This is a genomic window from Mesorhizobium sp. M1E.F.Ca.ET.041.01.1.1 (assembly GCF_003997355.1).
GTDB lineage: Bacteria > Pseudomonadota > Alphaproteobacteria > Rhizobiales > Rhizobiaceae > Mesorhizobium.
This window is the reverse complement of record NZ_RZSL01001140.1, coordinates 1-778: the sequence shown is the minus strand read 5'-3', so window position 1 is coordinate 778 and position 778 is coordinate 1. Positions and strand designations below refer to the sequence as shown.

Sequence of the window (778 nt, the reverse complement as noted above, 5' to 3'; positions counted from 1 at the left end):
AGATAGAAATGCTCGCAGGCGTGCAGCGGGATGGTGACGCCGTTCTGCCGGCCAAGTTCGCGCGCCCACATGCCTGCGCAGTTGACGACGATGTCGGTCTCGATGGTGCCCTGATCCTCGCCTTGCGCCCACGAGACGCCGGAGACTCGGCCGTTTCTGGTGTGGACCTTGGTGACCTTGACATTCTCGATGATTGTCGCACCGCGCTGGCGCGCGCCCTTGGCCAGCGCCATGGCGATGTTGGCCGGATCGCACTGGCCGTCGAGCGGCAGATGCACGGCGCCGACCACGTCGGACACGTTGAGATGCGGATACATCTCCTTGACTTCGCCGGGCGAAATCTCGCGCACATCGACATCGAAGGCCCGCGCCAACGAGGCCTGCCGGTAGATCTCGTGCTTGCGCTCCTCGGTCAGCGCGACGGTGATCGAGCCGACCTGGCGCATGCCGGTGCCGACATCGGTTTCGGCTTCCAGCTTGACGTAGAGGTCGGCCGAATATTTCGCCAGCCGCGTCATGTTCTGCGAGGCGCGCAACTGGCCGATCAGGCCGGCGGCATGCCAGGTCGTGCCGCAGGTGAGCTGCTTGCGCTCGAGCAGCACGATGTCGGTCCAGCCGAGCTTGGCCAGATGATAGGCGACCGAGCAGCCGGAGACGCCGCCGCCGATGATGACGGCGCGGGCCCTGGTGGGAATGGTCTTGGTCATGCGGCCTCGCGGCGGTAGCTGGAAGCGAAGCGGCGCAGCCGGAGCGCTGCTTCTTGCAGCATAGGTTCGGG

1 protein-coding gene is annotated in these 778 nt (G+C 65.9%); it reads right to left on the bottom strand.

Translation table 11 applies throughout. The annotated features are described in order from the left end of the window. Window positions 1-707 (bottom strand): FAD-binding oxidoreductase (locus tag EOA38_RS37955; protein ID WP_145966354.1); only part of this gene is annotated, 707 nt, incomplete at its 3' end. Between the last annotated feature and the right edge of the window lie 71 nt (window positions 708-778).